General features: G+C 68.1%; 22 protein-coding genes. 10 read left to right on the top strand and 12 right to left on the bottom strand.

Annotation, left to right across the window (positions count from 1 at the left end; translation table 11 throughout):
• Nucleotides 1-41 precede the first annotated feature (41 nt).
• The gene (locus tag CWC60_RS16365) at nt 42-1,259 is read left to right on the top strand and encodes an aminotransferase-like domain-containing protein (protein ID WP_109795004.1); all 1,218 of its coding nucleotides are present in this window, start codon (nt 42-44) and stop codon (nt 1,257-1,259) included.
• Nucleotides 1,260-1,392: 133 nt separating this feature from the next.
• Here CWC60_RS16365 and metZ read toward each other — a convergent pair whose 3' ends face one another.
• From metZ to CWC60_RS16325, 8 genes are all read right to left on the bottom strand, one after another.
• The gene (gene metZ / locus CWC60_RS16360; protein WP_109795003.1) at nt 1,393-2,589 is read right to left on the bottom strand and encodes an O-succinylhomoserine sulfhydrylase; all 1,197 of its coding nucleotides are present in this window, start codon (nt 2,587-2,589) and stop codon (nt 1,393-1,395) included.
• On the bottom strand, nt 2,586-3,047 hold the full coding sequence (locus tag CWC60_RS16355; RefSeq protein ID WP_206419974.1) for a rhodanese-like domain-containing protein: 462 nt from the start codon (nt 3,045-3,047) through the stop codon (nt 2,586-2,588). Before CWC60_RS16355 ends, metZ begins: the two co-directional genes overlap by 4 nt.
• Entirely contained in the window at nt 3,026-3,754 is a 729-nt protein-coding gene (locus tag CWC60_RS16350; protein WP_109795001.1) for a phosphoadenylyl-sulfate reductase, read from the bottom strand. Before CWC60_RS16350 ends, CWC60_RS16355 begins: the two co-directional genes overlap by 22 nt.
• Nucleotides 3,755-3,779: 25 nt before the next feature.
• Nucleotides 3,780-4,286 (bottom strand): DUF934 domain-containing protein, encoded by a 507-nt coding sequence (locus CWC60_RS16345; protein ID WP_164516596.1) that lies wholly within the window; start codon nt 4,284-4,286, stop codon nt 3,780-3,782.
• The gene (locus CWC60_RS16340) at nt 4,273-5,928 is read right to left on the bottom strand and encodes a nitrite/sulfite reductase (RefSeq protein WP_109794999.1); all 1,656 of its coding nucleotides are present in this window, start codon (nt 5,926-5,928) and stop codon (nt 4,273-4,275) included. Before CWC60_RS16340 ends, CWC60_RS16345 begins: the two co-directional genes overlap by 14 nt.
• A 9-nt stretch (nt 5,929-5,937) precedes the next feature.
• A complete protein-coding gene (locus tag CWC60_RS16335; RefSeq protein ID WP_109794998.1) occupies nt 5,938-6,219 on the bottom strand; it encodes a DUF2849 domain-containing protein in 282 nt (93 codons plus the stop codon).
• Nucleotides 6,220-6,235: 16 nt separating this feature from the next.
• The gene (gene cysG / locus CWC60_RS16330; RefSeq protein ID WP_109794997.1) at nt 6,236-7,636 is read right to left on the bottom strand and encodes a siroheme synthase CysG; all 1,401 of its coding nucleotides are present in this window, start codon (nt 7,634-7,636) and stop codon (nt 6,236-6,238) included.
• A 476-nt stretch (nt 7,637-8,112) separates the two neighbouring features.
• Nucleotides 8,113-8,907 (bottom strand): methyltransferase domain-containing protein, encoded by a 795-nt coding sequence (locus CWC60_RS16325; RefSeq protein WP_109794996.1) that lies wholly within the window; start codon nt 8,905-8,907, stop codon nt 8,113-8,115.
• A gap of 73 nt (nt 8,908-8,980) precedes the next feature.
• On the opposite strand from CWC60_RS16325, the gene CWC60_RS16320 reads away from it, so the two are divergent.
• The 5 genes from CWC60_RS16320 to CWC60_RS16300 all read left to right on the top strand — a co-directional run bounded on the left by CWC60_RS16320 (nt 8,981) and on the right by CWC60_RS16300 (nt 19,091).
• Entirely contained in the window at nt 8,981-9,772 is a 792-nt protein-coding gene (locus CWC60_RS16320) for an enoyl-CoA hydratase/isomerase family protein (RefSeq protein WP_164516601.1), read from the top strand.
• Between the two features lie 2 nt (nt 9,773-9,774).
• Nucleotides 9,775-10,314 (top strand): carboxymuconolactone decarboxylase family protein, encoded by a 540-nt coding sequence (locus CWC60_RS16315; protein WP_109794994.1) that lies wholly within the window; start codon nt 9,775-9,777, stop codon nt 10,312-10,314.
• A 151-nt stretch (nt 10,315-10,465) separates the two neighbouring features.
• Nucleotides 10,466-13,822, top strand: coding sequence for a calcium-binding protein (locus CWC60_RS16310; protein ID WP_164516595.1), 3,357 nt, complete (start codon nt 10,466-10,468; stop codon nt 13,820-13,822).
• Between the two features lie 196 nt (nt 13,823-14,018).
• Entirely contained in the window at nt 14,019-17,876 is a 3,858-nt protein-coding gene (locus CWC60_RS16305; protein WP_109794992.1) for a calcium-binding protein, read from the top strand.
• 186 nt (nt 17,877-18,062) lie between these two features.
• Nucleotides 18,063-19,091: a TAXI family TRAP transporter solute-binding subunit gene (locus tag CWC60_RS16300; RefSeq protein WP_109794991.1), complete on the top strand. Its 1,029-nt coding sequence runs from the start codon at nt 18,063-18,065 to the stop codon at nt 19,089-19,091.
• 78 nt (nt 19,092-19,169) lie between these two features.
• Here the strand turns inward: CWC60_RS16300 and CWC60_RS16295 are convergent, their stop codons facing one another.
• Together CWC60_RS16295 and CWC60_RS16290 are read right to left on the bottom strand one after the other, a co-directional pair.
• A complete protein-coding gene (locus CWC60_RS16295; RefSeq protein ID WP_206419973.1) occupies nt 19,170-20,015 on the bottom strand; it encodes a class I SAM-dependent methyltransferase in 846 nt (281 codons plus the stop codon).
• A 4-nt stretch (nt 20,016-20,019) separates the two neighbouring features.
• Complete coding sequence (locus CWC60_RS16290; protein WP_109794990.1) at nt 20,020-20,853, bottom strand: MBL fold metallo-hydrolase; 834 nt, start codon at nt 20,851-20,853, stop codon at nt 20,020-20,022.
• Nucleotides 20,854-21,004: 151 nt separating this feature from the next.
• Here CWC60_RS16290 and CWC60_RS16285 point away from each other — a divergent pair, with 151 nt between their 5' ends.
• From CWC60_RS16285 to CWC60_RS16270, 4 genes are read left to right on the top strand one after another with little or no spacing between them, the layout of a single operon-like run.
• On the top strand, nt 21,005-21,766 hold the full coding sequence (locus CWC60_RS16285) for an enoyl-CoA hydratase/isomerase family protein (RefSeq protein ID WP_109796380.1): 762 nt from the start codon (nt 21,005-21,007) through the stop codon (nt 21,764-21,766).
• A gap of 2 nt (nt 21,767-21,768) precedes the next feature.
• Entirely contained in the window at nt 21,769-22,320 is a 552-nt protein-coding gene (locus tag CWC60_RS16280; RefSeq protein ID WP_109794988.1) for a prolyl-tRNA synthetase associated domain-containing protein, read from the top strand.
• Between the two features lie 5 nt (nt 22,321-22,325).
• Nucleotides 22,326-23,183 carry a uroporphyrinogen-III C-methyltransferase gene (gene cobA, locus CWC60_RS16275; RefSeq protein ID WP_109795035.1) on the top strand — a complete coding sequence of 286 codons (858 nt, stop codon included), beginning with the start codon at nt 22,326-22,328 and terminating at the stop codon, nt 23,181-23,183.
• 3 nt (nt 23,184-23,186) lie between these two features.
• Nucleotides 23,187-24,518 carry a cobyrinic acid a,c-diamide synthase CobB gene (locus tag CWC60_RS16270; protein ID WP_206419972.1) on the top strand — a complete coding sequence of 444 codons (1,332 nt, stop codon included), beginning with the start codon at nt 23,187-23,189 and terminating at the stop codon, nt 24,516-24,518.
• A 121-nt stretch (nt 24,519-24,639) separates the two neighbouring features.
• Here CWC60_RS16270 and CWC60_RS16265 read toward each other — a convergent pair whose 3' ends face one another.
• Both CWC60_RS16265 and CWC60_RS16260 read right to left on the bottom strand, forming a co-directional pair.
• Nucleotides 24,640-25,347 (bottom strand): glutamine amidotransferase-related protein, encoded by a 708-nt coding sequence (locus CWC60_RS16265; protein WP_109794987.1) that lies wholly within the window; start codon nt 25,345-25,347, stop codon nt 24,640-24,642.
• 5 nt (nt 25,348-25,352) lie between these two features.
• Complete coding sequence (locus CWC60_RS16260; protein WP_109794986.1) at nt 25,353-26,342, bottom strand: zinc-dependent alcohol dehydrogenase family protein; 990 nt, start codon at nt 26,340-26,342, stop codon at nt 25,353-25,355.
• Between the last annotated feature and the right edge of the window lie 64 nt (nt 26,343-26,406).

The raw sequence follows: 26,406 nt of genomic DNA, 5'->3' as shown, positions 1-26,406 counted from the left end.
TCGGCGCCGGCCCCTTAGGCTGGCGGCGGGAGGGCCTGCCGATGACCTATGACTTCTCATCCGTGTTTCGTGACGACCTGCCGCCGCCGGCGCAGCGTTTCACCGGGTTTCCGGCCTTCAACTTCGTCGGCGGCCACAACGCCGAGGAGATGGTGCCGGTCGAGGCCTTCCGCGCGGCGGCCGACGCCGTGCTGGCGCGCGAGGGCGAGACGCTGGGCATGTACGGGCTGCACAGCGGGCCGCAGGGCTATGGCCCGCTCCGCCGATGGCTGGCCGACAAGCTGAAACGCTACGCGGCGGTCGACTGCGGCGCCGACGACATCCTGCTGACGTCCGGTTCGCTGCAGGCGATCGACCTGATCAACGACGTGCTGCTGGAACCGGGCGACACGGTGGTGGTCGAGGCCGACAACTATGGCGGCGTGTTCCCGCGGCTGGCCCGCTGCGGCGCGCAGCCCACGCCCGTGGCGCTGGACGCGGACGGCATGCGCATGGATGCGCTGGAGGCGACCCTCGACGATCTCGCCGCCCGGGGCGTGAAGCCGAAATACATCTACACCATTCCGACGGTGCAGAACCCGACGGGCACCATCCTGCCGCTGGAGCGCCGCCGGCGCATGCTCGAGCTGGCGAAGGCTCATGACGTGCCCGTCTTCGAGGACGAATGCTATGCCGACCTGGTCTGGTCGGGCGCGCGGCCGCCGGCGCTGAAGGCGCTGGACGACGACGGCCGCGTCATCCACATCGGCTCCTTCTCCAAGACCATCGCTCCGGCGCTCCGCGTCGGCTACATCGTCGCCGGCTGGCCGATCCTCTCCCGCATCCTGTCGGTCAAGACCGACGCCGGTTCGGGGGCGCTGGAACAGATGGTGCTGGCCGAGTTCTGCCAGAAGCACTTCGACGGCCATCTGCAGCGGCTCAACGAGCGTCTGGAGGCGAAGCTGGACAACCTGACGGGCGCGCTCGACGCCTTCTTCGGGACCAGCGTCAGCTATACGCGTCCGCCGGGCGGCATCTTCCTCTGGGTCCGCATGCCCGACGGCGTCGACACGACCCGCCTTGCCGAGGTCGCGGGCCAGGCCGGGATCGCCGTCAATCCCGGTGCGGAATGGTCGCTGGCCGGGGACGCCGGCCGCTGGATCCGCATCTGCTTCGCCAACCCGCCCGAAGCCACGACCAGCGCCGGCATCGAGGCGCTGGCCAGGGTCTGTCACGAGGAATTCGGCGTGCCCGAAATCAGCGGCAATGTGAGGTTGTGAGGCGAATAGAGCGCCACGAATTCCGTGTCATGCCCGCCTGCGTGCGGGCATCCGGTGAACTATCGAATCTCGGCGAAGCCGTTCCGGACCCCCGCACAAGGCGGGGGTGACACGTCGGGAAACGTCCCGGCCGTCAGTAGTTCGAGAGCGCCTGGCTGAAGTCGCGTTTCAGGTCGTCGACGTTCTCCAGGCCGACCGACAGGCGCACCAGGCCGGGCGTCACGCCGATCCGCCGCCGCTCCGCCTCGGAAATGGCGCGGTGCGTTGTCGTCTCCGGATGGGTGATCAGACTCTTGGAATCGCCCAGATTGTTGGAGATGTCGACGATCTTCAGCCGGTCGAGACAGTGGAACGCCGCGGCCTTGCCGCCGTCGACCTCGAAGGAAATCAGCGTGCCGCCGGCCTTCATCTGACGCTTCGCCAGGGTCGCCTGCGCAAAGCAGGGAAGGCCCGGATAGTGCACCTCGGCGACGCGCGGCATGGCCTGCAGGTGCTCGGCCAGCGCCAGCGCATTGGCGGCCATCTTTTCCACGCGCAGCGGCAGGGTCTCCAGACCCTTCAGCATCACCCAGGCGTTGAACGGGCTGAGCGAGGGGCCGGTATGGCGCATGAAGGGCATCAGCAGGTCGTCGACGAAGGCCCGCGTCGAGAGGATCGCGCCGCCCAGGCAGCGGCCCTGGCCGTCGATGTGCTTGGTCGCGGAATAGACGACGATGTCGGCGCCGAGCTCCAGCGGCTTCTGGAACAGCGGCGTGGCGAAGACGTTGTCCACGATCACCTGCGCGCCGGCGGCGTGGGCCAGCTCGCTGACGGCGGCGATGTCGATCAGCGCCAGCGTCGGGTTGGCCGGCGTCTCCATGAAGACGCAGGCCGCGCCGGGGCGCAGCGCGTCCGCCCACTGCTCCAGGTCGTCGCCGTCGACCAGCACGGCTTCGATCCCGAAGCGCGGCAGGATCTGGGTCAGGATGTGATGGCAGCTTCCGAACAGCGCGCGGGAGGCGACGACGCGGTCGCCGGCCTTCAACTGCGCCATCAACGAGGCGAAGACCGCGGCCATGCCGGTCGCGGTCGCGAAGCAGGCCTCGGCGCCTTCCAGCAGCCTGAGGCGCTCCTCGAACATGGCGACCGTCGGGTTGCCGTAGCGGGAATAGATGAAGCCGTCCTGTTCGCCCTTGAAGCGCGCCTCGGCGTCGGCGGCGGTCTCGTAGACGAAGCCGGAGTTCAGGAACAGCGCCTCGCTCGTCTCGCCCTCGCCGGAGCGGTTCAGCCCGCCGCGGACCAGCCGCGTCTCGGGCGCCCAGCCGTCGACCTCGTCGTCCCGCCCGCTCATTGCTGTCGCCAGGGCAGGCCGCGATGGCGCCAGCCGCCGACATTGCCGCGCCGTCCGGCGTCGTCCTTGTCGCCCTCGAAGCCCTCGGCCACGTTGTAGCACTCGGCGAAACCGGCCTCGGTCAGCGCCTTCGCGGCGGCCTTCGAACGCGCGCCCGAGCGGCAGAGCAGGTAGACCGGCTGTTCCGGCGTCACCCCCTGGGCCCGGACCTGGTCGACAAAGGCGAGGTTGACGTTCATCTCGGGGTAGGATTGCCATTCGACGAACAGCGCCGCGCGGTCCAGTCGGGTCAGGTCCGGCACGCCGACGAACTGCCATTCGGGCACGGTCCGCACGTCGACCAGCACCGCGTTCGGGTCGGCCTTCAGCGCCTCGAAGACCTCCGCCGGGCTCCGGTCGCCCGCATATCCTGTCTCGGTCATCCCCTCGATGCCTTTCAGAGCGTGTGTATGCCGCATTCGGTCTTGTCCTGCCCGCGCCAGCGGCCGGCCCGGGCGTCCTCGCCCGGCGCCACCCGATCGGTGCAGGGCATGCAGCCGATGGACAGGAAGCCGTCGGCCACCAGCGGATGCCGCGGCAGACCGTATTTCACGAAATGGGCTTCTATGTCGTCCGGGGTCCATTTCGCAAGAGGATTGAACTTCACGCGGCCGTCGGCGGCCTCGATCGCGGGCAGATGATGGCGCTCGCCGCCCTGAAAGCGCTTGCGGCCCGACAGCCAGGCGTCGAAGGGCTGCAGCGCGCGCTTCAGCGGCTCCACCTTGCGCACATAGCAGCACAGATTGGCGTCCCGGCTGAACAGCAGCAGGTCGGGATCGGCCGACTTCACGGCCCGCGGCTCGGGCTTGATCGTGCGGACGTCGCTCAGGCCGAGGCGGTCGGCCAGGGCGTCGCGGTAGCGCAGCGTCTCGCCGAACAGCCGGCCGGTGTCGATGAAGGTGACGGCGATGTGGCGGCTGACCTCGGATGCCAGATGCAGCAATACCGCGGCCTCGGCGCCGAAGGAGGAGACCAGGGTCAGCTTCGGGCCATAGCGGTCGAAAGCGACCTCGATCAGGTCCCGGCCCTGCAGGTGTCCGAACGCCCGGTCGAGTTCCCAGGCCTGGTTGGAGGCCCGGATCAGCCGTTCGGTGTCGGCGAAGGGAAATCGTGACTGGAAGGACATGACGCTGAATTCCGTTCGTCTGGGATCAGGACGCGATCGCCTGCGGCGCCGTATGACGGCCGCGATAGGCGGGAATGCGGTCGTCAGCTGCCGGCTGGTAGACCGAGCGGTAGCGACGCGCCGCCGCCAGCCACGGGCCGGTGTCCGCTGCATCATCGACAACGACGGCGTCGACGCCGCAGCGCAGCAGGAACTGGTGCTGATCGGGGATCAGCGGACCCTCGGCGCGGATCTCGCCCCTGAAGCCCAGATGTTCCCGCAGCGTCCGCGCCTGGCTGAAGCCGCGGCCGTCGGTGAAGGCGGGAAAACGCAACGCCACCGCCGCGATGCGGTCCAGGTCGGGGGCCAGCACCTCCGGATCGGTGTCGTTGGGCAGGGTGATGCCGATGGCGGTCTTGCCGCGCAGCAGCTCCCGTTCGGCCTGCCACAGCTCCAGGCTGACGAAATACGCGCCGGGTTTCAGGGCCTCGGTCGCGGTCTCGGCGGTCTGCCAGCGGTCCTGCAGGACGCGGCCTTGCTTAATCAGCGCCATAGAGAGCCTCCTTGAACGGTGCGGGGCCGGTACGCTCGAGCGTGTCGATGAAACGCTCGCCGTCCCGGCGTTGGGCGACATAGGTCTCGACGATGGTTTCGACGGCGTCGACGGTCTCGTGGGCGTCGAAGGCGCGGCCGACGATCCGCCCCACGGCGGCGTCCTCATCGGCGCGGCCGCCGAGGGTGATCTGGTAGAATTCCTCGCCCTTCTTGTCGACGCCAAGAATGCCGATATTGCCGACGTGGTGATGGCCGCAGGCATTGATGCAGCCGGATATGTTCAGGCTGATCTCGCCGATGTCGTGCAGCCGGTCCAGGTCGCCGAAGCGCTCCGACAGCGCCTGGGAGAGCGGGATCGAGCGGGCGTTGGCGAGACTGCAGTAGTCCAGGCCGGGGCAGGCGATGATGTCGCCCAGCAGGCCGATGTTCGGCGTGTCCAGGTCCACCGCGCCCAGCGCCAGCCAGAGCCCGTAGAGGTCGTCCTGGCGGACATGGGGCAGCACCAGGTTCTGCTCGTGGGCGACCCGCACCTCGCCGAAGGACCAGCGGTCCGCGAAATCGGCCACGGCATCCATCTGGTCGGCGGTGGCGTCGCCGGGAATGCCGCCGACAGGTTTCAGCGAGATATTGGCGATGGCATAGCCCGGCTTCTTGTGTGGCTTGACGTTGGAGCGGACCCAGCGCTGGAAGCCCCGGTCTTCGAACCGCTTCCCATGGAAGGCGCGGGAATCGCCCTCGAAACGCTCGAAGGGCGGCTCGTCGAAGGCGGCACGGATGCGGTCGATCTCGGCCTGGGGCAGGGAGAGCACGCCCTCGCGGATCCGCGCCCACTCGGCCTCGACCTGGCGGGCGTATTCGTCGGCGCCCAGTTCGTGCACCAGGATCTTGATGCGCGCCTTGTACTTGTTGTCGCGCCGGCCATGGCGGTTGTAGACGCGCAGCATGGCCTCGAGATAGCTGAGCAGGTCGCGCTCGGCGACGAAGCCGCGGATCAGTTTCGCGATCATCGGCGTCCGGCCCTGGCCGCCGCCGGCCCACATCTGGAAGCCCAGCTCGCCGGCGTCGTTGCGGACGATGACGATGCCGATGTCGTGCACCTTGATCGCTGCGCGGTCCTTCTGCGCGCCGGTCACCGCGATCTTGAACTTGCGCGGCAGGAACGAAAACTCGGGATGGAATGTCGACCACTGGCGGATGATCTCCGACCAGATGCGGGGGTCGTCCACCTCGTCGGCGGCGGCCCCGGCGAACTGGTCGGCGGTGGTGTTGCGGATGCAGTTGCCGGAGGTCTGGATGGCGTGCATCTCCACCTCGGCCAGCTCGGCCAGGATGTCCGGCGTCTCTTCCAGCTTCGGCCAGTTGTACTGGATGTTCTGGCGCGTCGTGAAATGGCCGTAGCCGCGGTCATAGCGGCGCGCGATATGCGCCAGCTTGCGCATCTGCGCCGAGGACAGCACGCCATAGGGCACGGCGACCCTCAGCATGTAGGCGTGAAGCTGCAGGTAGAGGCCGTTCATCAGCCTCAACGGGCGGAACTGTTCTTCGGTCAGTTCGCCGGAAACCCGGCGGGCGACCTGCTCGCGGAACTCGGCAACGCGGGTCTCGACGAGTTCGCGGTCGATGGCGTCATAGGCGTACATGGCTCTACCTCACGCGGCCTGGGGCTTCAGGTAGTCGACGGACGGACCGCTCACGCGCAGCCGCTCGCGGTAGCGCAGCGGGCGCAGCTCTTCGCCGATCCGTTCGACGGCGATCTCGTAGGGACCGACGGCGACGCCCGGCTCGGCCTCGGCGCGGGTCAGCAGGGCGGCCGTGGCCTCCTTGCCTTCGGCTGTCTCGGCCTGTTGCAGATCCGTGGACCAGCCGTTTCCCGTCAGAAAGATGACGACGCCGTCGTTCAGGCGGTTGGCGGTGATGACGTTGAGGCTCATGGTGTCTCTCCGCGTCTCAGAGGGCCAGCGCCAGCCGCTCGCTGGCGGTGACGGCAAGGGAGTCGCCGACGACCTCGCCGATGACGATCAGGGCGGGCGAGGCGACCGCTTCCCGGACCAGCAGGTCGGGCAACTCGTCCAGGCGGCCATAGACCACGCGCTGGCCGGGCAGGGTGCCGTTCTCGATCACCGCGACCGGGGTCGCCGGGTCGCGGCCATGCTCGATCAGGGCTTCACTGGAGGCGCGGGCCGTCTCGACCCCCATATAGACCGCCAGCGTGTGGCGGGCGCTGGCCAGCAGGCGCCAGTCCAGGTCCGGTTCGCCGCCCGCCTTGCCCTGGCCGGACAGGAAGGTGACGGCGCTTGCCTTGTCGCGATGGGTCAGCGGAAACCCGGCGGCGGCGGCGCAGCCCGTGGCCGCGGTGATGCCCGGCACCACCTCCACCTCGACGCCCTGACGCCTCAGGAAGTCGGCTTCCTCGCCGCCGCGGCCGAAGACGAACGGATCGCCGCCCTTCAGCCGGACCACGAGATGCCCGGCGCGCGCCTCGTCCAGCAGGATGCGGTTGATCTCGTCCTGGCTGCGGAAATGCGCGTCGCGCGCCTTGCCCACATAGACCCGTCGGGCGTCGCGGCGGGCGAGGTCCAGGACCTCGTCGCTGACCAGCCGGTCGTGGACGATGACGTCGGCCTGCTGCAGCAGGCGATGGGCCTTGCGGGTCAGCAGTTCCGGGTCGCCCGGGCCGCCGCCGACGATGGCTACGCGGCCGATGATCTCGCCCGCTGCGGCGCGGTTGATCAGCGCCAGCATGTCCTGGCTGGCCCTGTGTTCCTCGCCGCGCAGCACCTGACGCGCCACCGGGCCGTCCAGGAACCGGTCCCAGAACTTGCGGCGCTGGCGGGCCGTGGGCAGTACGGCCTTCACGGCGCCCCTGAAGCGGTCCACGAAGCCGGCGAGGCTGCCGAGATTTCGCGGCAGCGCGGTCTCGATGACGCCGCGCACCTGGCGGGCCAGCGCGGGCGCCGCGCCGCCGGTCGAGATGGCCACGGTAATGGGCGCGCGGTCGACGATCGCGGGCATGGTGAAGTCCGACAGGGCGGGCCGGTCGACCACGTTCACGGTCACGCCTGCGATGCGGGCCGCGTCGGAAACGATCCGGTCGGCGGCCTCGTCATCCGTGGCGGAAATGACGAATACCGCCTCTTCCAGATCCTGACTGTGGAATTCCCGGCGGTGCACCGAGATCACGTCCTCGGCAGCCCAGGCCGAGAGGGTCGCGTCCGGCTTCGGCGTTACCACCGTGACCGCGGCGCCGGCGTCCAGCAGCAGCCGCGTCTTGGCCACCGCGGCCTCGCCGCCGCCGACGACGAGGACCTTGCGGCCCGTGAGTTTCAGGAAGATCGGAAATGCCTGCATGACGCCGCTCCTATCGGGAAAGGCTCAAGTGGCCGGAAAAACGAAGGAAATGCGCGGGCCTGTGGCCGGCGGGATGCGGTTCTGCGATGGGCTGCGCCGTCATGGCGTGACCTCCGTGGCTCTGTCCCGGGCCCACGGAGAAAGCTCCGTGGCGCTTTAGCTGTTGGTGACGCGGTGCAAGCTGCCCAATCAAATGCCGCGGGTCCGGATTCCGGTCGGACCAGTCCGTCGTTCTTCGCGCTGTTCCGGGCTCTGCCCTTCGGTTGCTGCGGAGCTCGTCGCCCGGATATCGCGCCGTGTTCGACATGGACGAAAATTCGTTATCTCGAACTGTAAGTCAATAAAATTATTCAATCGGATGGGATATATATTTTTCATCACAATTAGAAAGTGTGAAATAGTGATGCGTCACGGCATCGGGCGCGGGCCCGCCGACGCCACCGCCGGCGTGCGCTGGCCCGGAACCGAAACAAGCCTCAGGCGTCTGCTTCGTCCAGCCGGCCGACGATGAACATGCGGCGGAACGGGAACAGCGTGATCCCGTCCGCCGCCATCGGATAGGCCTCGCGCAGGCGCTTCCTGTAACGCTTGACGAAGTCGTCGAAGTCGAGCGGGTCGAGGTGGCGCTCCACGGGCAGCAACGCCGTGCCGCGCACCCATTCGAACACCGGATCCTCGCCGGTCAGCGCCTGCTGGTAGACCGTCTCCCAGATATCGACATGATCGCACTCCGACCTGAGCAGGCCGTGATAGAAGGCCGGCGCCTGCACGAAGTCGCCGACCAGCCTCTTGAGCAACCGCTCCCGGTAGGGCTCCTGGGCCGCGATCTCTCCGATCAGCCTGTGGGAGGGGGCCTCGAAGTTGTTGGGCTGTTGAACCGCCACGACGCCGCCGGGCCGGAGCGCCGCCAGCAGCCGCCGGAACAGGCCCTCATGGTCGGCCACCCAGTGGATCGAGGCGTTGGCGAAGATCACGTCCGCCGGTTCATCTGGCGTCCATTCCGCGATGTCGCCAGGCTCGAAGGCCAGACCGGGATGGTTGGCCCGCGCCTTCTCCAGCATGGCTTCGCTGTTGTCGACGCCGATGACGCGGGCTTCGGGCCAGCGGGCCTTCAGCGGTGCGGTCGAATTGCCCGGGCCGCAGCCGAGGTCGTAGACCAGCTGTGCGTCCTCAAGCGGAATCCGCGCCAGCAGGTCGAGCGCCGGCCGCGTGCGCAGGTCGCCCATGGCGCCCTTCAAGTAGCGGTCCGGGTTCCAGGCGTTTGCGGCCATTATGGGCTCCTTCGATTGACGCTGTCGCGGGCGGTCCCGATAATCCGGCATGGCTCGGGGGAGGGGCCGCATGATGACCTATGACGACTATGAATGCATTTCGTTCAGCCGTGACGGCAAGATCCTGACGGTGACGCTCAACCGTCCCGACGTGCTCAACGCCGTCAACGCCCGGCTGCACACGGAACTGAGCACGCTGTTCTACGATCTGCAGCGAGACGAGGCGGAGATCGTCGTGCTCACGGGCGCCGGCAAGGCGTTCTGCGCCGGCGGCGACATCGACTGGATGCAGGAGGGGATCGACGAGCCCGCCGGCTTCGAGACCACCGCCTACGAAGCCAAGCAGATCGTCTTCGGCCTGCTGGACCTGGAGAAGCCGATCATCTGCCGCCTGAATGGCGACGCCGTCGGTCTCGGCGCCACGATCGCCCTGTTCTGCGACATCATCATTGCCGCCGACACGGCGCGGATCGGCGATCCGCACGTCTCGGTGGGCCTGGTGGCCGGCGACGGCGGCGCGGTGATCTGGCCGCAGCTCATCGGCTATGCCCGGGCCAAGGAATATCTCATGACCGGCAAGCTGGTGGGCGCGGCCGAAGCCGCCGGCATGGGTCTGGTCAACCACGCCGTCGCCGCGGATGCGCTGGACGCCGAGGTCGACAAGATGGCGAAGCGGCTGGCCGGCGGCGCCTCCAAGGCGATCCGATGGACCAAGGTCTCGGTCAATATAGGGCTCAAGCAACTCGCCCATTCCATCATGGACACCTCGATCTCCTATGAGCTGATGAGCAACCTGACCGAAGACCATCAGGAAGCGGTCAACGCCTTCAGGGAGAAGCGGCGTCCCAACTTCACGGGCAAATAGAGATGGCCCGTATTCCCTATGTCGACCCGGCCGAGGCGCCGGAGGACGTCGCCGCCCTGCTCGCCAAGGTGCCGCCCATCAACGTCATGCGCATGCTGGCGCACGCGGCGCCCGAGTTCCGGCGTTTCGTGTCCTTTTCGGACGCGTTGCTCAGGAAATCCGACATCGACAAGTGGTGGCTGGAACTCGCGATCCTCAGGGTCGGTCACCTGTCGAGCGCGCCCTACGAGATCTTCCAGCACGAGGCGCTGGCCCGCGCCGTCGGCGGCCCCGAGGAGAAGATCGCCGCCGTGGGCCGATGGCCGGAAACCGACGCCTTCGATGCGGACGAGGAACTGATCCTCGCCTACACCGACGACGTTGTGAACAATGTCCGCGCTTCCGATGCGACCTTCGAACCGCTCAGAGCGAAACTGAGTCACCAGGGCCTGGTGGAACTCACCATGGCGATCGGCTTCTACATGATGGTCTCGCGGCTGCTGAACACCTTCGATGTCGAGATCGAGGCCGATGGCAAGAGCAGGATCAACCTCGAACGCTGAGACGTGATGTCCGCGGGCTGACGGACAGCAGACCGGCCCATATCTTGCCAGTATATTCATGTTCGGGCCGCAGTGTGGCCCCGGGACGCCTCAGGGTGGCGCAACCGGTCCGGATTCGGGCTTCGACTGTTTCGAATTGGTACAGGACATCATGGCCAGCAACTCATCCGGCAAGAGCGGCGGCGGCCGTGACGATGATCGGCGCGAAGACGAGCGCGGCGAGATCGTCCGCGGCCGTGACAAGGGCGTCGGGCGGGAACGGGCCGAGGACGACCGGGATGATGGCGATGGCGACGACCGCGGCGGAAAACCGGGCCGCGGCGACGATAAAGGCGATGATGATGGCCGCGAGGATCGGAAGGAACGCGACGGCCGCGAGCGCGTAGCCGACAAGGACGACGAGCAGGTGCGCAAGAGCGAGCGCGACGAGGACGACGCGCCCAAGGCGCGCGGCAAGGGCCGTGACAAGGATGAGGCGCGCAAGCGCGCCGAGGAGAAGGACGGCGAGGACCGCGACGCGCAAGCTGCCGAGAAGAATGCCCGGGCCGAAGAGAAGGCCCGGAAGATCGAACAGGCCGACGACGGCGTCGACGCCGGCAAGGATGCGAAGGCCGGGGCGGCGAACAAGCCGGCCGAACAGCCGAAGAAGGCCGAGCAGGACAAGGACCCGAAGAAGGAGAAGGTCGCGGACGACGGCGGCGACACGCTGGGCGGCAACGATCTCTTCCGGGGCGGCGACAATGTCGGCGACGACACCCTGTTCGCCGATCGCGGCGCGGACAAGCTCGAGGGCGGCGCGGGAGACGACAGGCCTGCGGACGACGGGCAGGCCGGCCAGGGCGAACTTCAGGGCGAAGAGAAGCCGGCGCTGCTGAACGTGGCCAAGGCGGAGCCGAAGGGCTTCGTCGGCGGCGAGACGCGCGACAAGCTGATCGGCGGCGAGGGCTCGGAGACCTTCGATTTCGGCGGCGGCAACGATTACGGCCGCGGCGGCGACGGCGACGATACGCTCTGGGGCGGTGATGGCGACGACATCCTGGTCGGCGAGAACGGCCACGACGTCATCATCGGCGGTCTGGGCGCCGACAAGCTGATCGGCAAGGACGGCGACGATTCCATCGAAGGCGGCGAGGCGAACGACGACGTGCGCGGCGGCGCCGGCACGGACAGCCTCTGGGGCGGCGATGGCGACGATCTGGTGCGCGGCGAGGACGGCGACGACCTGGTGTTCGGCGGCGCGGGCTTCGACAAGCTGCGCGGCGACGGCGGCAACGACAGTATCGAGGGCGGCGACGGCACCGACTGGCTGTTCGGCCACGAGGGTACCGACGTCCTGACCGGCGGTGCCGACGACGACACCCTGCGCGGCGGCCTGGACAACGACACCGTCTATGGCGGCGCCGGCCACGACGTGGTGCGCGGCGGCGAGAATGACGACCATGTCGAGGGCGGCGATGGCGAGGATTTCCTCACCGGCGACGCCGGCAACGACACCCTGCTGGGTCAGGCGGACGACGACAAGCTGGTCGGCAATTCCGGCGAGGACAGCCTGGAAGGCGGCGACGGCCATGACGACCTGCGCGGCGGCAGCGACAACGACACCCTGAACGCCGGCGCAGGCGACGACCAGATCCTGGCCGGCGTGGGCGATGACATCGCCGACGGCGGCGAGGGCGACGACACCATCCACGGCGAGGGCGGCGGCGACACGCTCAGCGGTCAGGCCGGGATCGACCGCATCTTCGGCGGCTCGGGCGACGATCTGATCGACGGCGGCGACGACGGGGACACGGTCGCCGGCGGCGCCAATGACGACACCGTCCATGGCGGCGCTGGCGCGGATTTCGTCGGCGGCGGCACGGGCGACGACGAGCTGTTCGGCGGCGCGGACGGCGACGACATGAACGGCGGCGTCGGCTTCGACCTGATTCACGGCGATGAAGGCGACGACACCATTCTGGGCGGGGCCAACGCCGATACAATCTTCGGCGGTGACGGCATCGACATGATCAACGCCGGCGCCGGCAATGACAGCATCGACGGCGGCGACGGCATGGACCTGCTGATCGGCGGCACCGGCAACGACACCATGACCGGCGGCGGCGGCGATGACTGGTTCTATCTGAACGGCGACGACTTCGGCCACGAGGTCATCACCGACTTCCAGGCCGGCGACCTGCTCGACTTCTCGGGCACCAGCTTCACGCGGCGCGACGTCCAGATCGCCGAATCGAACGGCAATACGGTGATCACCGCAGGCGCGAACTCGGTCACACTGCTGGGTGTGCTGCCGGCCATGCTGGCGGGGGAGGCGATGTTCTTCCCCGGTGACGGCGAGGCGCCCGACTTCAGCGAGATCGAGAACGCCGAAGGCGCGCAGCACGGCGGTGACGGCAAGGACAGGCTCTACGGCGGCTGGAACGACAACGACACGCTGGTGGGCCTGGGCGGCGACGATCAGCTCTACGGCAATGGCGGCGAGAACGCGCTGTTCGGCGGCGACGGCGACGACAAGCTCTATGGCGGCAACAACGCCGATCTGCTGGTCGGCGGGGCCGGTCGGGACAAGGTCTATGGCGGCGAGGGCGTCAACACCATCCATGGCGGCGACGACGACGACGAACTGCGCGGCGGCAACAGGGAAGACGAGATCTTCGGCGGCGCCGGCGATGACAAGGTCTATGGCTCGGAAGGGCTCAATACCCTCGAAGGCGGCGACGGCAACGACAAGCTCTACGGCGGTAACGCAGCGGACACCATCCGCGGCGGCGCGGGCGACGACGAGATCAATGGCAGCGAGGGCCTGAACCAGCTCTTCGGCGGCGACGGCGCGGACACGCTGGAGGGCCGCAACGCAGCCGATTTCATGGACGGCGGGGACGGCGACGACCGCCTGATCGGCGGCGAGGGCCAGAATACCCTGCTGGGCGGCGCGGGCGGCGATTTCCTCGAGACCCGCAACGGCAACGACAGCCTGGACGGCGGCGCCGGCGACGACACGCTCATCGCCGGCAACGGCAACGACACGGTCGTCGGCGGAGCCGGCAATGACAGCCTGACCGCCGATCACGGCAACGACTATTTCGATGGCGGCGAGGGTAACGACACCCTGTCGGCCGGCGGCGGCAACGACACGCTGATCGGCGGCGCCGGCAACGACTTCCTCGACGGCGGCGACGGCGACGACCTCTACATCTTCCGCCGCGAGGAGAGCGGATCGAACGACGACGTCATCAGCGACCGGAAGTGGAACAACAACACCCTGGAGCTGCACGACAGCGAGGGCGATCTGGATCTCGACGAGGTCGCCTTCCGCGACAATGGCGACGGCACCTGGACGGCCGCCTTCGCCGACGGCGGCGGCACCATCACCTTCGATCCGAGCGTCGTCGCAGAGATCAACCTGATGGACGGCCTTGGCGAGGTCGGCAGCTCGCTCCGCTATGACAGCCGCGGCGAGACCTACGAGGTCATCGACGGCGACCGTGATCTCCTGATCCTGCTCTGACCGCCGCGCGGGCCGGTTCCCCGGCGCCTGCTCCCCTGTTCCGGAACGATTCCCGCCTCGCCGCCCGCGTCTGGCATGGCGCTGGCATGGCGTTCTTCAGGATTTGGTAACGGAACAGCGATGGGCCGGCCCCGACCGGACATCGTAGAGCAGAATTAGAAAAACTGTTCCGGATCGGGACACACAGGAGACCGACATGTCGCTTCTTGCCGAAATCGCAGATCTGGGCGTACAGCGCGGCATCGCCTTCGCGACCATCAATGGCGACGACACCTCCGAGAATCTGCAGGGGACTTCCGAGGGCGACCGCATCTTCGGCGGCGGCGGCGACGACACCATGAATGGCCTCGCCGGCGACGACACGGTGCGCGGCGGCGACGGCGACGATAACGTGTTGGGCGGCGGCGGCAATGACGTGGTGCGCGGCGACGAGGGCGACGACCGGGTCTTCGGCGGCGCCGGTGACGACAGTCTGACCGGCGACAACGGCAATGACAGCCTGGTCGGCAATGACGGCGACGACACGGTGCGCGGCAATGACGGCGACGACACCATCAAGGGCGACGCCGGCAACGACGAACTCTTCGGCGGCGGCGGCCGCGACGAGGTCGACTACCGCGATACCGACGGCGACGTCCACGTGGACCTGGGTGCGGCGGGCGACGACAAAGGCCTGGCCAACAGCGACGACTTCGGCGAGGACACGCTGGACTCCATCGAGATCGTCAAGACCGGCGACGGCGACGACTTAGTGGCCGGCGATTCCGCGAACGAGGAAATCGAGACCGGCGCGGGCGAGGACATCCTGGTCGGCAATGACGGCGACGATCTGCTGGAAGGCGGCGACGATGGCGACGAGCTTTTCGGCGGCGATGGCGAGGACACGCTCCGCGGCGACGGCGGCGACGACTATGCCGAGGGCGGCGCGGACAACGACAACATCTTCGGCGGCGCAGGCAGCGACGACCTCAACGGCAACGAGGGCGACGACACACTGAGCGGCGAGGACGACGACGACTTCCTGTTCGGCGGCGCGGGCGACGACGTCATCAACGGCAATGGCGGCAATGACGACATCGAAGGCGGCGACGGCGACGACGACCTGCGCGGCGGCGATGGCAACGACGACATCCAGGGCCAGGCAGGCGACGATCGCATTGTCGGCGAACAGGGCGACGACATTCTTTCCGGCGGCGATGGCGCGGACACGGTCTTCGGGCAGGACGGCGCCGACGACATCGTGGGCGGACTGCTGGACGATCTGCTGTTCGGCGGCGGCGGCAATGACACGGTCGACGGCGAGGACGGCGACGACGTGATCTTCGGCGAGGACGGCGATGACGAACTGAACGGCGGTGCGGGCAATGACGATATCCGCGGCGGCAACGGCAACGACGTGGTCATCGGCGGCGCCGGCGCCGACGTTATCCAGCTTCTCGATGGCGACGATTATGCCGAGGGCAACGAGGGCAACGACACGATCCGTGGCGGCGCGGAAAGCGACGTCATCTATGGCGGTGACGGCGACGACACCGTGCGCGGCGACGAGGGCGACGATTGCGTTCATGGCGACGACGGCGACGACTTCGTCACCGGCGGCGACGGCAACGATTCCATGGAAGGCGGCCTGGGCAACGACCTGATTCTGGGTGAGGACGGCGACGACTTTGCCGACGGCGGCGCGGGCGACGATGAAATCCGGGGCGGCGCCGGCGACGATACCCTGGACGGCGGCTCAGGCGACGACACGATCCTGGGCGAATCGGGCAGCGACGTCCTCTCCGGCGGCGACGGAGATGATCTGCTGAACGGCGACATCGCCGATGACACGCTGTTCGGCGATGCGGGCGACGATCTGCTGCGCGGCGGCGGCGGCGATGACCAGCTCAACGGCGGTGACGGCAACGACACCCTGGTCGGCGCCGAGGAGAACGACCTGCTGAACGGCGATGCCGGACGGGATTCGATCCAGGGCGGCGGGGGCGACGATACGCTGGACGGCGGCGCCGACCACGACACTCTCGATGGAGGCGACGGCGCCGACGAAATCGACGGCGGCGCGGGCGACGACGACATCGTGGGCGGCCTCGGCAACGACACCATCCGCGGCGGCGACGGGTCCGACCTCGTCCAGGCCGGCGAGGGCGACGACATCGTCTATGGCGGCGACGGCATCGACTTCATCACCGGCAGCTTCGGCAACGACCTGATCTACGGCGGTGACAACGAGGTCCTGCTGGGCGAGAATCTGATCGAGAACGGCGACTTCGAAAGCCACGGCGCGCTGAACCGCGGCGACTGGGGCACGTTCGACCAGATCGACGGCTGGGCTGCGACGCGCAGCACCATCGAGGTCCAGGAAGGCAGCCACTGGGGCACGCCCTGGACGCCGGACGACAACTCCTTCATCGAGCTCGATTCCCATCCCGAACACTGGTGCGACTGGTCGACCAACGCCACGGTGGTCCAGAACGTCGACGTCCCTGTCGACGGCACCTATCTGCTGAAGCTCGACTACTCGCCGCGCTACAAGAGCTGGTGGACTGACACCTCGGAGACCAGCCAGATGGAGATCCGCATCGGCGGCCAGACGGTGGCGGTGCTCTCCTCCGACTGCGTCGGCTGGGAAACCTACGAATTCGAGGTGCAGCTCCAGTACGGCGCGACCGACCTTGAACTGATCGGCCGCGGGTCGGACGACACCTACGGCGCGCTGGTCGACAACATCTCGCTGCAGCAGATCGCCAAGGAAACGCTGTTCGGCAGCGACGGCAATGACACCATCTATGGCGACGCCGGCGATGACTTCATCGACGGCGGCCTGGATGACGATTTCGTCAGCGGCGGCGCGGGCGATGATCTCGTCTGTGGCGCCGACGGCGATGACACGCTGGTGGGCGGCAAGGGCGCAGACACCCTGCATGGCCAGGCCGGCTATGACCTCGCCGACTACTCCGAGGCCTGCGATGCGATTGCCATCGCGTTCTCCGACGTCGACTGCTACGGCATCGGCGGCGCCTTCCGCTATGCCGGCGAAGGCGGCCTGGCGGGCGAGGCCCTGGGCGACGTGTTCATCGAGATCGAGGCCTTCCGCGGCACGGCCTTCGACGACACGATCTACGGTGCCGAGACCGAAATGGCCTATGAACTGGGGGCCGGCGACGACGTCTTCGACACCGACTATGGCGACCGCGCCGCCGACCTGGTCGATGCCGGGGCGGGCGACGACCGCATCTGGTCGGGCGCCGGCGACGACACGCTGCACGGCGGCGCCGGCAGCGACACCATCGACGGCGAGCGCGGCGACGACGTGATCCATGGCGGCCTCGGCGACGACTTCCTTACCGGCGGTGGCGGCGACGACACTTTCGTCTTCGGGGAGGGCGGCTTCGGCCGGGACGTCATCTGCGACTTCGGCAGCGGCGACCGGATCGACCTGACCGGCCTCGGTCTGGCGTTCGACGATCTCTCGATCAGCTCCAGCGGCTGGTGGTGGAGCCGGGATACCCTTATCGACTTCGCCGACGGCAGTCAGATCCGGCTCAAGGACTTCGACCAGCGCTATCTGGACGCGGACGACTTCATCGGCCTGGAGGCGCCGGCCCGCAACGAGATCCTCGGCTCGAACTGGCGCGACCGGTTCGACGGTACGGACGGCGACGATCTCATCAGCGGCCTCGGCGGCAATGACACGCTGAAGGGCGATGACGGCGACGACGAGATTCTCGGTGGCGGCGGCGATGACTACCTCAAGGGCGAGGATGGCGACGACATCCTCGATGGCGGCGCCGGCGACGATGTGCTGAAGGGCGGCCGGGGCGCGGACGTCTTCACCTTCTCCGGCGGCGATTTCGGCCATGACCGGATCAGCGACTGGTGCGAGAGCGATGGCGACAGGATGGATGTCAGCCAGCTCGGCCTCTCCTTTGGTGACATCCGGATCATCGACGTCGGCCGCGACGTCCTGGTGAAGGTCGGCGATTACGGCGCGATCCGGATCGAGGACACCTACGCCAGCTCCATCGGCGAGGACGACTTCATCGGCCTGGTCTGACGGAACGGCCAACCGCGAGACGCGAGGGGCGGTCCCGTAGCGGGCCGCCCTTTCTTTTTTCCAGCCGCTGGAGATGGCGCGCAGGAAGATTGCGACAGATGAATTAATTCGGTTACATTACCCGGGACGGGGTGGCGGTCGCGCCTGCGCCTGCCGCCTGACAAGGAAGGGGAGGAATCCGAAGTCATGCAACGTCGCAATCTATTGATGGCCGCCGCCATCGGTGTCGGCCTGAGCCTGGCGGGCGCGCCCGTGCTGGCGCAGGACAAGACCTTTCTCACCATGGACAGCAATCCCGCCGGCACCACCGTCGGGCAGTTCATGATCGCGTTCAGCCAGGTCGTACAGAAATACCTGCCGATCGAGATCCAGATCTCCACCGGCAAGCCGGCGACCAAGTCGGCCGTCGATGCGGCGCGCCAGCAGGTCGATCTCTATACCGGCGCGCCGACCATCAACTGGTACATGCAGAACAAGGCGGCGATGTTCGCGAAGGTGGACGACGCGCCGGAAATGAACGCCACGCTCAGGGGCATGATCAACTATCCCCTCGGCCCGTATCAGATCGTCACCTACGCCGATTCCGGCATCGAGTCGCTGGACGACATCAAGGGCCGGAAGGTCTTCCTGGGCCCGCCCGCCGGCGCAGCGACCAAGGTCATGATCGACGTGGTCAAGGCCGTCACCGGCTACGAGCCCGGCGAGGACTTCGAGATCATGCGCTATGACTGGTCTTCGGCGGAGACCGCCTTCCTCGACGGTCAGATGGACGTCTATGTCGTGCCGACCAGCATGCCCAGCCCGCAGATCCAGCAGTTCGGCCTGATCCGCGATATCCGCTTCCTGGGCATTCCGGCGGACAAGATGGATCACGAACTGATCCAGGCTTCGCTGAAATACCCCGGCCGCACCATCTGGGAGATTCCGCCCGGTTCCTATGACAACCAGGTCAACGAGGAGTCCGTTCAGACCATCGGCTCCTGGGTTGGCATCCAGACCCAGCAGTGGCTGGGCGAGGATATCGTCTACGACATGGTCCGGACCTTCTTCGAGAATCTGGACGAGGTGCACCAGACAGCGCCCTGGATGAAGACCATCACCCTGGACACGGCGCTGAGCGAGATGAACGTGCCGCTGCATATCGGCGCCTACCGCTACTACAAGGAGCAGGGCGTCGACATTCCGGACGCGCTGGTTCCGCCCGAAGCGAAGTAATGCCGGTTCATCCGGCCATCCGGGAACGGGGCCCGCAGGATGCGAAGGCGTCCGGCGGGCCTTTTCCTTTGTGGCCGGTCAGGCGCGGACGGCCCAGAAACTGGCGTCGTGATTAGGTCGGGGACGGGGGATGAAACCGGTCAGCCGGCCGCAGACCTCCGTCATCGCCCGCGCGGCGTACTGACTGGCGAACAGGGGCTCCAGTGCGCCGGCGGCGATCAGCGGCCTCAGCGCGTTCTGTTCGTTGTAGCCACGCGCCTCCCAGTCTTCCGGATAGGGCCAGGGCAGGAAGATGTCGTGGACGTGCACCAGCACGCCGGCGGGCAAAGCCGGAATGATCTCGCCGAACAGCAGATCGACATCTGTCCCCGGCATCAGGATGTGGCTGGAATCGATCGACAGCACGTCGCCCGGCCTCAGCGCCGCGAATACCGAACGGTCCGCGTTCTGGACGATGTCCTGCATCAGCGTCAGCGGCAGGGCGGCGATATCCGCGCGCGGCGCGGGATCGATGGCGGTGACCGCGCAATCGACATCGCCGTCGCGCACGGCGCGGATCATGAAGCGTGTGGAATGTCCCGAGCCGATCTCCACGATGCGTGCCGGCCGGCGGTCGCGGACCAGTGCGTAGGCCGCTGCCGCGTCCAGTCCGGCGAACCAGTCCTGGTCCCAGCGGGGGCCGGGCGCGGGGTCGTCGGCGCCGATGGCCAGCAGCGCCTCGCGGTATCCGGCGATCAGCCCCAGCGTCGCCTCGAAGCGGTCCGCCGCGCCCGCGAAGATCCGTTCCACCGCGGGAGCGACGGCCTCGGGTCTGGCGTCGGCCGCGTGCCGATAGGGAATGAACCAGCCTTCGCGCGCCTCGCCGGAGAGCGTCCGCCGCGCCATCTCCTGGCGCCGCGCCTCGAAGGAGGCTTTCTCCGTCATTGTCCTAAGGCCTCAGCACCATGCCTTCGCGGGCGACGACGGAGCCGGGCCGGGCCGTCTCGACGTCTCGGGCGATGCCGTCCATGAAGTCGTCGTCATGTTCGGGATCGTGATGGAAGACGACATAGGTCTTTGCGTTCGCCGCGTCGCAGAGGCGCATCCCGGCCTCCCAGGTCGAATGACCCCAGCCGACGCGCTGCTTGTATTCCTCGTCGGTGTAGCTGGCGTCGTAGATGACGATGTCGGCGTCCTTGAGGAACTCGACAAGCCGCGGATCGTTGCCCTCGGCCGGATGCTCGGTGTCCGTGATGTAGCAGATCGAGCGGCCGTCGAACTCGACGCGGTAGCCCGTGGCGTCGTTCGGGTGCTCCAGCGGACAGGTCTTCACCACGACGTCGTCGGCCGGTGCGAGTTCCTCACCGGCGCGGAAATCGCGATAATCGATGTCGGCATTGAAGATCGTCGGCGGTACCGGGAACAGCGGCGCGATCATCATGTCGTGCAGCACCCGCTCCAGCGTCAGCGCCGGCAGCAGGTGGCCCGCCCAGACCCGGAACTTCCACCCCGGAATGAAGAAGGGCACGAAGAAGGGCAGGCCGCAGACATGGTCGAAATGGGTGTGGGTCAGGAACAGGTCGGCGTCGCCGGGCGGCTGGGCGGCGAGTTGCTTGCCGAGATAGCGGAGGCCCGAGCCGCCGTCGAAGAGGAGAAGCCGCTCGCCGGCGCGGACTTCCAGAGAGGAGGTGTTGCCGCCATAACGGATCACGTCCGGCGCCGAACAGGCGATGGAGCCGCGGACCCCCCAGAAGCGGACGGAAAAGTCGTCGTTTCCGCTCAAACTTCCCCCCTCTGTTCGCGCCGCCTGCCGATGGACAGTGCGGCAGCCAATGATCTACCTATACCGCCAACCAGACCGGATAAAGTGAAGAATCGCACGGTCTTGACGCAGATTCCTGCCCCTCGTGGGCCGAAGCAAGCTGGAAAACGACATGTCCGAAGCCCTACTGGTCGATCGCGCCGCCTCCGTCGTCAAGCTGACGCTGAACCGGCCCGAAAAGCACAACGCCCTCGACGTGCCGACCATGTGCGACGTCGCCGAGGTGATCGAGCGCCTCGCCGAGGATCGCGCCATCCGCGTGCTGGTCTTGACCGGCGCGGGCGGGCGGAGCTTCTGCTCCGGCGCCGACCTGAGCGGGGTCGGCGACCAGTGGCCATGGGACGACGATCCGCTGAGCCGGCTTTCCAATGCCCTGGAGCATTTCCCCGGGGCCACCGTCTGCGCGCTCAACGGCTCCGTCTATGGGGGCGGAACAGACGTTGCCATGGCCTGCGACTTCCGCATCGGCCAGACGGGCCAGCGCATGTTCATTCCGCCCGCGCGCTTCGGCATTCACTACCAGATCAGCGGCCTGCGCCGGGCCGTGGGGCGCATCGGCCTGGGACCGGCAAAGCGGCTCTATCTCGCCGGCGAGACCTTCGACGCCAGCGAGATGAAGCGGGTCGGGTTTCTGGACCACCTGGTGGAGCCGGCGGAATTCGATGCGTTCGTCGCCGGTTATGTCGCCGAGATCGCCGGCATGGCGCCGCTGGCCGTCCGCGGCATGAAATCGGTGCTGAACGCCGTGGCTCGCGGCGACCTGGACGAGGAGAAGGCCCTGCTGGGCGTCCATGCGTGCATCGATTCGGAAGACTTCAAGGAGGGGCAGCGCGCCATCGCGGAACGGCGCAAGCCGGTCTTTCAGGGGAGGTGAGCATGACGGCGACGCGGGAGAGCCTGATGGCGCGGCTGGACGAACTGGGCATCGAAACCCGTACCGTGGAGCATCCGCCGGTCTTCACCGTCGAGGAGGCGAAGGACCTGCGCGGCGATCTGCCGGGCGGTCATACCAAGAACCTGTTCCTTAAGGACAAGAAGGGCGCGCTCTGGCTGGTGGTCTGCCTGGAGGACCGCCGCGTCGATCTCAAGGCGCTGCGCAAGCGCCTTGGCGCGGCGCAGCTCAGCTTCGGCAAGCCGGATCTGCTGCGCGAGAAGCTGGGCATCGAACCGGGATCGGTGACGCCGTTCTCGGTGATCAACGATCACGGCGGCGCGGTCACACTGGTGCTGGACCGGGAGATGCTGGACATCGATCCGCTCAATTTCCATCCGCTGCGCAACGACGCCACGACGCAGATCGCGCCGGCCGACCTGGTGGCCTTCGCCCGCGCCACCGGCCACGAACCGCTGATCAGCGAAATCGACGAGACGCGCGACGAGCAGACGCCGCGAATGGAAGGACGCGGCGGCCCCGCCGCGCTATGCTGAGGGCGATGCGCACTATCCATGACATCGACACCGGCACCGACATGGTCTGGCCCGAGTTCCTGCCGGGCTGGGTCTGGCTGGCCGGCGCGGGGCCGGGCGACCCGGGCCTCGTTACCCTGCACGCGCTCTCGGCGCTGAAGCAGGCCGATGTCGTGGTCTACGACGCCCTGGTCGACAGCCGTATTCTGGGCTGGGTGCGGACGGGCGTGCCGACGGAATATGCCGGCAAGCGCGGCGGCAAGCCGTCGCCGAAACAGCGCGACATCTCGCTCCGCCTGATCGAGCTGGCGCGCGAGGGCAAGCGCGTGCTGCGGCTCAAGGGCGGCGATCCCTTCGTCTTCGGGCGCGGCGGCGAGGAGGCGCTGAGCCTGGCGGAGGCCGGCGTGCCGTTCCGCATCATTCCCGGCGTCACCGCCGGCGTCGGCGGCCTCGCCTATGCCGGCATCCCGGTGACCCACCGCGACGTCAACCAGGCGGTGACCTTTCTGACCGGCCACGACCAGAACGGTCTGGCGCCCTCGCGGATCGACTGGGACGCCATCGCCAAAGGCTCCCCGGTCATCGTCATGTACATGGCGGTGAAACATCTCGACCATATCGCGCGCCGTCTGATGGCCGCCGGCCGTTCGCCGGACGAACCGGTGGCTGTGGTCTGCGACGCCAGCCTGCCAACCCAGCGGGTGCTGGAGACGACGCTTGGCGAAGCGGCCGACGATGTCGAGACCGAGGGCATCACACCGCCCGCCCTGATCTGCGTCGGCGGCGTGGTGCCGCTGCGCCGCGTCCTCGACTGGCAGGCCGGCGCGCCCGCGCCTCAGGATGTCTTTCGGGCGCTGGGACGCGGCTCCCGAGACGCCGGCTGATCCGTGGCCGTCGCCGGGGGCCTGATCCTCGCTGCGCCGTCATCGGCAGCCGGCAAGTCGACGCTGACGATCGGTCTGCTGGCGGCTTTCGCCCGCTGCGGCGCGGTCAGGGCGGCCAAGTGTGGTCCCGACTACATCGATCCCATGTTCCATGCTCTGGCCAGTGGCGCGCCGTCGGTGAACCTGGACCCGTGGGCCATGCCGCCGGCCATGCTGCGCGGCCTCGCTGCGGCGCAGTCGGCCGAGGCGGACCTGTTGCTGATCGAAGGCGTTATGGGTCTGTTCGACGGCGCCGCCGGGGGCGGCGGCTCCACCGCCGACCTCGCCGCAACGCTCGGCCTGCCAGTGGTTCTGGTGCTCGATGCCGCCCACCAGGCGCAGTCGGCGGCGGCGCTGGTCAGGGGCTTCGACACCCATCGCGACGACATCCGTATCTCCGGGGTCATTCTCAACCGGGTCGGCAGCGCCCGCCACGCCGGCCTGATCCGCGGCGCGCTGGCGCCGCTGGATATCCCCGTCGTTGGCGCCGTCCCGCGGCGCGCCGATCTTGCCATGCCTTCGCGGCATCTCGGCCTGGTGCCGGCAGCCGAGGTCGAAGGAGTGAGAAGGGCGATCGATGCGCTGGGCGACCTGATCGCCGAATGTGTCGACCTCGACAGCCTGGAACGCCTGGCCCGGCCCCTGGCCGAAGCATCTGCGCCGCAGGCGCTGCCGCCGTTGCCGCCGCTCGGCCAGCGCGTTGCGGTCGCGCGGGATATCGCCTTCTGCTTCGCCTATCCGCATCTGCTGGACGGCTGGCGGCGCGCGGGCGCCGAGATCCTGCCCTTCTCGCCGCTGGCCGATGAACCGCCCGCGCCGGAGGCCGACGCGGTATTCCTGCCGGGCGGCTATCCGGAACTGCATGCGGGCCGGCTGGCGATGGCCCGGACATTCCTGGATGGCTTGCGCCGTGCGGCCGGTCAGGGATTGCCGGTCTATGGCGAATGCGGCGGCTACATGGTGCTGGGCGAGGGGCTCGCCGACGCCGAGGGCGTACGTCATCGGATGGCGGGGCTCCTGCCGCTGGAAACCTCGTTCGCGGAACGGAGGCTCCATCTCGGCTACCGGGAACTGAGGCCGCGCGGGCCGGGGCCCTGGGACGGGCCGCTGGCGGCCCATGAGTTCCACTACGCGACGGTGCTGTCGGAGGGCGCCGGCGAGCCCCTTTTCGATGCCGCCGAAGCCGACGGGACGCCGCTTCCCCCCATGGGACGCCGCGCGGGCAGCGTCATGGGCTCATTCGCCCACGTGATCGCCAGGCGCGAATCGTCCGCCGAATCGGGTGGTACGATCTGAAAGCCAACTTCCCTTTATGTTCGCGAATGTTCCGGAAAACAGACTCGAATTCCGTTCTCCCCGCGCCCGTCGGTCTCCCTGCCGCGTCCGCGTTTCGTTCCTGATCGGCGGGCGAATCGGGTCAGCCCGCCTCGCGGGCATCGCGCGCCAGCCACTGGCTCAGGAAGTCGTCCACCCACTCGTCGACGAAGATGTCGTGCTGGCGGCGTCCGGCGATGTGCGCTTCGGGCTGCTGGGCGTTGGGCAGGCCGAGCCGCTCGGCGCCGCCGATCAGCCAGCGCCGGTTCATCTGCTCGGTGACTTCCGGATGGAACTGGATGCCGATGGCGTGATCGCCCAGCGAGAAGGCCTGGTTCCGATAGACGTCGCCCGTCGCCAGCAGGGCCGCTTCGGCGGGCAGCTCGAAGCCCTCCCGGTGCCACTGGAAGATGTGCATCTCGTTGGGGAACAGATCCTGCCCGGCCTCGGTGGCGCGTACGGGGTAATAGCCGATCTCCACCAGGCCCTCGGGGTGGGCGCGCACCGCCGCGCCGCCCGCGCGCGCCAGCAGCTGCGCACCCAGGCAGATGCCGAGGAACGGCGCGCCGCTTTCCACCGCGCGGGGGATCCAGTCCAGTTCGCTGCGGATGAAGGGCTCGTGGTCGTCGTTCGCGCTCATCGGGCCGCCGAAGACCACGACGCCGCGATAGGCGTCGAAATCTTCGGGCAGGGGATCGCCGCAGGCATGGCGGCAGATCTCCACCTGATTTCCCAGCGTGCGCAGACGCATCCCCACCCGGCCGGGATCCGAGTGTTTCTGATGGACGACGAGGAGGACCGGCCGCTTCATGTCGATCAGGCGTCACCCATGGTCAGGATGATCTTGCCCGACCGGCCCTCGCGGGCCGCATGCTTCAGCGCTTCGGCCACGCGCTCCAGCGGATAAGTGGCCTCCACCGGCGCGTGCAGTTCACCCGACGCGATCTTCTCGCCCAGGAAAGCGTAGGTGGCGCCGATTTCCTTCGGGTCCGTCGTCCCGAACCAGGCGGCGAGCCAGAACCCGCGCAGCGTGATGTCGCGGAAGACAGTCTCCCGGGCGTCGATCATCAGCGGCTCGCCCGACAGCAGACCATAGTTCACCACCGTGCCGCCGTCGGCGACGCAGCGGGCGAGGCGCTGGACGGCGCTGCCGCCGATGGCGTCGATGCCGAGCTTCGGCACGCGGCCGCCTGTGGCTTCCGCGACGCGGGCGTCCAGGTCGTCGCCGTCGACCAGCACATGATCGGCGCCGAGTTCGGTCAGTTCGGCCACCAGCTCAGGGCGGCGAACCACGTTCACCGTGCGCCAGCCCTGGGATTTCGCCAACCGGATGAGGTGCCGGCCGACCGCCGAGTTGGCGGCGTTCTGGATTACGCAGTCGCCGGCCTCGAGCGTCACGTAGTCCTTCAGCATCAGCCACGCCGTCGCCGGGTTGGCACGCAGCATGGCGAGCTGCAGCAGATCGGCATTCTCCGGCAGGGCGACCAGTCCGCGTGCGGGGCCCTGGGCCATCTCGCGCCACATGCCCCGTGCCGGCGGGGTCACCAGGTCGCCGACCTTCACATTGTCCACGCCCTCGCCCACGGCGGTGACGCGGCCGACGCCTTCCGCGCCCTGGGTCATCGGCAGTTTCGGGGGCTCGGCGCCGTATCGCCCTTCCATGTTCAGCAGGTCGGCCGGGTTGATCGGGCTCGCCAGCACCCGGACGTTGACGCGGCCGGGGCCGGGCGCGCCAGGCTCGTCCACCTCGACGATCTCCGCGACTTCCCAGGGCTTGCCGAAGCGGCTGAACTGCATCTGCTTCATGGATCGTCGTCTCCGTGATGGTCGGGTGCGTGGTACGCGGGTCTGCCTGCGGCCTTTGCCTTGG

Source organism: Minwuia thermotolerans, assembly GCF_002924445.1.
In the GTDB taxonomy this organism is placed as follows: Bacteria; Pseudomonadota; Alphaproteobacteria; order Minwuiales; family Minwuiaceae; genus Minwuia; species Minwuia thermotolerans.
The sequence above is the reverse complement of the archived record's forward strand: the minus strand, read 5'-3'. Positions and strand labels throughout refer to the sequence as shown.